Source organism: Candidatus Streptomyces philanthi, from assembly GCF_059553635.1.
Map to the genome: position 1 here is coordinate 1 of NZ_JCANQV010000356.1, position 5329 is coordinate 5329.

Below are 5329 nucleotides of genomic sequence, written 5' to 3' on the forward strand. Positions count from 1 at the left end.
CGAGGGGACGGGACGATGAGCGTGCGGAGCAGGACGGCTTCCCGGCAGGCGGTGCGCCATCCGCTGTTCGCCCGCTGCTACGCGCGGTGCGGGCGGCTGATGGAGCAGCGGGCGGGCGTGGCGGCGCTCCGCCGTGAGCTGCTGGCCGGGACGACCGGGCGGGTCATCGAGGTGGGCGCGGGCACCGGGCTGAACTTCCCGCACTACCCGGGGACGGTGTCCGAGGTGGTCGCCGTCGAACCGGAGGCCACGCTGCGGCGGCTGGCGCGGACGGCGGCGGTGCGCGCCGGTGTCCCGGTGGACGTGGTCCCGGGGGTGGCGGAGGCGCTGCCGGTCAAGAGCGAGGCGTTCGACACGGCGGTGGTGTCGCTGGTGCTGTGCTCGGTGCGGGACGTGCCCAGAACGCTCGCGGAGCTGCTCCGGGTGCTGCGCCCCGGCGGTGAGCTGCGGTTCCTGGAGCACGGCCGGGCGGACGGCGGTGCCCTGTCGGCGGTGCAGTGGGCGCTGGACCGCAGCACCCTCTGGCCGCGGCTGATGGGCGGCTGCCACACCCGCCGGGACCCGCTCGCCGCGATCCACGCGGCGGGATTCACGGTGGTGCGCGCCCGGCGGCTGTACGTACCGGAGGGCCGGCCCCGGCTGCCGGTCTCGCCGACGGTGCTGGGGACGGCGCGGCGCGATCCCGGGCCCCTCGTCACCCAGCGGTAGCGGGCGGGCCGGCGGCGGTGCGCCGGTCCCTGTCCGCCCGGACGGCGGCGTGGTTGCATGGCCGTGGCCGCTACACCGGTTTTGACCTTGGGGGTCCCGTGGCACGACCTTTCCGTTTCGGCGTCACCATGCTCGACCTCGCATCCGGCCCTTCGTGGCGCGAGAAGTGCCGCCGCGCCGAGGACCTGGGCTACGACGTGCTGCTCGTGCCCGACCATCTCGGCCGTCCCTCGCCGTTCCCCGCGCTGGTCGCGGCGGCGGAGGCGACGACGCGCCCCCGGGTGGGGACCTTCGTCCTCAACGCCGGGTTCTTCACCCCGGCCCTGCTCGCCCGCGACGCGGCGACGACCGACCTGGTCACCGGCGGGCGGCTGGAGCTGGGCCTGGGCACCGGTTACGTCCGCGCCGAGCACGAGAGCGCCGGCCTGCCCTTCGGGACGCCGGGCGAGCGGGTGGACCGTCTGCGGCGCACGATCGAGGAGCTGGACCGGCTGTTCGCGGACCCGGAACATCTGCCGCGCCCGGTCCAGCGGCCCCGGCCGCCGCTGCTGATCGGCGGCAACGGCCCGCGGATGCTGCGGACGGCGGCCCGGCACGCGGACATCGTCGCGTTCACCGGGGGGCGGCAGGCGCCCGGCAGGCCGGAGGGTGTGCTGGAGCTGCTGCCCGCCGAGCAGGTCGCGGCGTCCGCCGCGGCGTACCGGGAGTACGCGGCCGGGCGCGCCGAGCCCGCCGAGCTGAACATCCTGGTGCAGCAGGTGCGGGTCACGGGGGACCGCGGGGCCGCCGCCCGCGAGCTGGCCGCGCACGGTATCGGGGTGGACGAGCACCAGGCACTGGAGGTCCCGACGCTGCTGATCGGCACGCACCGGCAGATGGCCGAGCAGCTGCGCGAGCAGCGGGAGCGCCACGGCTTCTCGTACATCTCCGTGACCGATCCGTTCATGGAGGCGTTCGCGCCGGTGATCGCGGAGCTGTCGGGGAGCTGAGGCGGCGTCCGCCCCCGCGCGTACGGGGCCGGTCCGGGTCGTGAGGGGGGCATCCCCTCACGACCCGCCGTGTGCTTTGCCGCTCCTTTACCATGGGGATGTTCCTTTCCACCTGATTCCTCAAGAAAGGTGTGTGAGCGTCCAGTCATGGGCGAACCTCCCAGTAGCCGAGCACGCTTCGCGCAGGGCACGCATCCCCTGTTCCCGTCCGCCGAGGGAACGGAGGTGACCCGATGACCGAGCTGCTCCTTCTGGCCGTGGCGCTCCTGCTGACCCTGGCCTGCGGCGTGTTCGTCGCGGCCGAGTTCTCCCTGACGACCGTCGAGCGCGGCGACCTCGAACGCGCCGTGGAACGCGGCGAGCGCGGGGCGGACAGCGCCCTCAAGGCGGTCCGCCGGCTCACGTTCCAGCTCTCCGGCGCCCAGCTCGGCATCACCGTCACCGGTCTGGTCATCGGCATGCTCTCCAAGCCGGCGCTCGCCGCCCTGCTGGCCGGCCCGCTGGACGCCGCCGGTGTCCCCCCGGGCGCGGCCGACTCCGTCGCCGTGGTCCTCGGGACGGTGATCTCCACGGTCGTCCTGATGGTGCTGGGCGAGCTGGTCCCCAAGAACTGGGCGATCTCCAGCCCGCTGCCCGTCGCCAGGCGCGTGGCCACCGTCCAGCGCGGCTTCAGCGCCGCCTTCGGCCCGCTGATCAGGCACCTCAACACCACCGCCAACCGCACCGTCCGCCGGCTGGGCCTGGAGCCCGCCGAGGAACTGGCCTCGGCCCGCGGCCCGCAGGAGCTGGTGGCGCTCGCCCGGCACTCCGCCAAGGAGGGCGCCCTGCCCGCCGACACCGCCGAGCTGTTCGTCCGCACCCTGGGCCTGCCCGGCCTGACGGCGGAGAACGTGATGACGCCGCGGGTGCAGGTGACGGCGCTGGAGGCGAACGCCACCGCGGAGGACGTCGCCGACGCGACCCGGGCGACCGGGCTGTCCCGCTTCCCCGTCTACCGCGGCACGCTCGACAGCGTCATCGGCACCGTCCACATCAAGGACGTGCTGGCGGTCCCCGCCGAGCTGCGCCCGCGCCACGCGGTCGCCACGATGCTGCGCGAACCGCTGCTGGTGCCCGAGACCCTGCCCGTCGACCAGCTGCTCGACCGGCTGTCCGGCAAGCGCACCATGGCCGTGGTCATCGACGAGTACGGCGGCACGGCCGGAGTGGTGACCTTGGAGGACATCGTCGAGGAGGTCGTCGGCGAGGTCCGCGACGAGCACGATCCGCTGGAGACCCCGGACCTGGCGCCGGCCGGCCGGGACGCGGACGGCCGCACCCTCTTCCACGCCGACGGCGGCGCCCGCACCGACCAGTTGCGGGGCATCGGCCTGCGGCTGCCCGACGGGCCCTACGAGACGCTGGCCGGGTTGATCGCCACCGAGCTCGGCAGGATTCCGGTCCGCGGCGACCGCCTGGAGGTCGCCGGGTGGTCCATGGAGGTCCTCGACGCCGCCGGGCACCGCGCGGCGCGGGTGCTGCTGCACGCCGCGCCCACCCCGGCGCACAGGGTCGGGCACGTCGGGCGGGGGGAGGCCCGGTGATCGCGCTCCAGATCTTCACCGGCCTGCTGACGCTGGTCGTCAACGCGTTCTTCGTGGGCGCGGAGTTCGCCCTGGTCTCGGTGCGCCGCAGCCAGATCGAACCGCACGCCGAGTCCGGCGACCGCCGGGCGCACAGCGTCCTGTGGGGGCTGCGGCACGTCTCGGCGCTGCTGGCGGCGGCGCAGCTGGGCATCACCCTGTGCACGCTGGTGCTGGGCGCGGTCGCCGAGCCGGCCGTCGCGGACCTGCTGGAGCCGGTCTTCGCGGCGGTGTCGCTGCCGCAGGCGCTGGTCCACACGGTCTCGTTCGTGATCGCGCTGGCGCTGGCGACCTATGCCCACATGCTCTTCGGCGAGATGGTGCCGAAGAACGTCGCGCTGGCGGACCCGGTGCGCAGCGCGCTGCTGCTGGGCCCGCCGCTGGTGGCGCTGGCGCGGGCGCTGCGTCCCGTGATCTTCACGATCAACAAGCTGTCCAACGCTCTGCTGAGGCTGCTGGGGGTGGAGGTGCGGGACGAGGTCAGCGCGACCTTCTCCGACGACCAGCTCGCCCGGATGGTGACCGACTCGGGCGCCGCGGGCCTGCTGGACGAGCGGGCGCAGGAGCGGCTCCAGGACGCCCTGGAGCTGGGCCGCCGTCCGGTGCGGGACGTGGTGCTGCCGGTGGAGAAGGTGGTGTCCGCGCATCTGGGCGTCACGCCCGAGGGGCTGGAGCGGTTGTCCGCGGCGTCCGGTTTCTCGCGGTTCCCGGTGGTCGACGACACCCGGCGCATCCTCGGCTATCTGCACGTCAAGGACGCCCTGGACGCGGTGCCGCGCGAGGAGCCGTTCGCGCTGTCCACGCTGCGGCCGATCGCCCGGGTGCGGGCGGCGACGCCGCTGGACGACGTGCTGACCGCGATGCGGGGCTCGCGCACCCATCTGGCCGCGGTGATCAGTGACGGGGGGACGCTGGCGGGGCTGGTGACGATGGAGGACGTGCTGCGGGAGCTGGTGCTCCAGGGCCCGGCCGCCTGACCCCCGGCAGACGAGCGCTGACCGATCGGTTAGATTGCTGACCGATCGGTTGGACACGCCGTCGGTCGGCGTGCCGCCGTTCCGCCCGGACACGGGCACCGAGACAAGGGGGCACGCCACATGGAACGCACGACATGCTGCGTGGTGGGCGGCGGACCGGCCGGCATGATGCTCGGTCTGCTGCTCGCCAGGGCAGGCATCGACGTCACCGTCCTGGAGAAGCACCAGGACTTCCTCCGCGACTTCCGCGGCGACACCGTCCACCCGTCCACCCTGCGGCTGCTGGACGAACTGGGCCTCGGCGAGGAGTTCGCCGCGATCCCGTTCCCCCGGCTGACCGAGATGCGCACCCACATCGGCCGCACCTCGGTCGTGATGGCCGACATGCGGCGCCTGCCGGGCCGCCATCCCTACCTCGCGATGGTCCCGCAGGCGGACTTCCTCGGTCTGCTCGCCCGCGCCGCGGCCCGCGAGCCGTCCTTCACCCTGCGGATGAGCACCGCGTTCACCGCGCTGCGCACCGCCGGCGGCCGCGTCACCGGCGTGCGCCACCGGGACGCCGGCGGCCGCACCGGCGAGATCGCCGCCGACCTCACCGTGGCCTGCGACGGCCGCGACTCCCGCGTACGCGCCGCCGCGGGACTGCGCCAGGAACGCTACGACGTCCCCATGGACGTCTGGCAGGTCCGGGTGGACGCGCCCGCCGACGCCCTCAAGGACGGCCGGGTCTTCGCCCGCTTCGGCGGCGGCCAGGCGGCCGTCACCATGGACCGCGGCGACTACTTCCAGACCTCCTACCTCATCCCCAAGGGCCACGACGCCGCACTGCGCCGGCACGACGTCCAGTGGCTGCGCGACCGGCTCGGCACCCTCTTCGCCTGGGACGACGCGACCACCGCCACCATCGGCTCCTGGGACGACGTCAAACTGCTGGACGTGACGTTCGGGCGGCTGCGCCGCTGGTACCGGCCGGGCCTGCTGTGCATCGGCGACGCCGCGCACACCATGTCGCCCGTCGGCGGCGTCGGCGTCA

At 74.4% G+C, this 5329-nt stretch carries 5 protein-coding genes; all 5 read left to right on the forward strand.

Going from position 1 to position 5329, the window contains the following annotated elements; all coding sequences use genetic code 11:
* The first annotated feature begins 15 nt into the window (after positions 1-15).
* Positions 16-708, forward strand: coding sequence for a class I SAM-dependent methyltransferase (locus AC51EU_RS26675; RefSeq protein ID WP_496269645.1), 693 nt, complete (start codon positions 16-18; stop codon positions 706-708).
* Positions 709-806: 98 nt separating this feature from the next.
* A complete protein-coding gene (locus AC51EU_RS26680) occupies positions 807-1697 on the forward strand; it encodes a TIGR03621 family F420-dependent LLM class oxidoreductase (protein WP_496269641.1) in 891 nt (296 codons plus the stop codon).
* Between the two features lie 233 nt (positions 1698-1930).
* A complete protein-coding gene (locus tag AC51EU_RS26685) occupies positions 1931-3280 on the forward strand; it encodes a hemolysin family protein (RefSeq protein ID WP_496269642.1) in 1350 nt (449 codons plus the stop codon).
* On the forward strand, positions 3277-4296 hold the full coding sequence (locus AC51EU_RS26690) for a hemolysin family protein (protein ID WP_496269643.1): 1020 nt from the start codon (positions 3277-3279) through the stop codon (positions 4294-4296). Before AC51EU_RS26685 ends, AC51EU_RS26690 begins: the two co-directional genes overlap by 4 nt.
* Before the next feature lie 120 nt (positions 4297-4416).
* Positions 4417-5329 (forward strand): FAD-dependent oxidoreductase (locus AC51EU_RS26695; RefSeq protein WP_496269644.1); only part of this gene is annotated, 913 nt, incomplete at its 3' end.

Bases quoted from the DNA above. Each gene is read 5' to 3' on its own strand.
- AC51EU_RS26675 (WP_496269645.1), top strand. From the start codon at position 16: ATGAGCGTGCGGAGCAGGACGGCTTCCCGGCAGGCGGTGCGCCATCCG.
- AC51EU_RS26685 (WP_496269642.1), top strand. From the start codon at position 1,931: ATGACCGAGCTGCTCCTTCTGGCCGTGGCGCTCCTGCTGACCCTGGCC.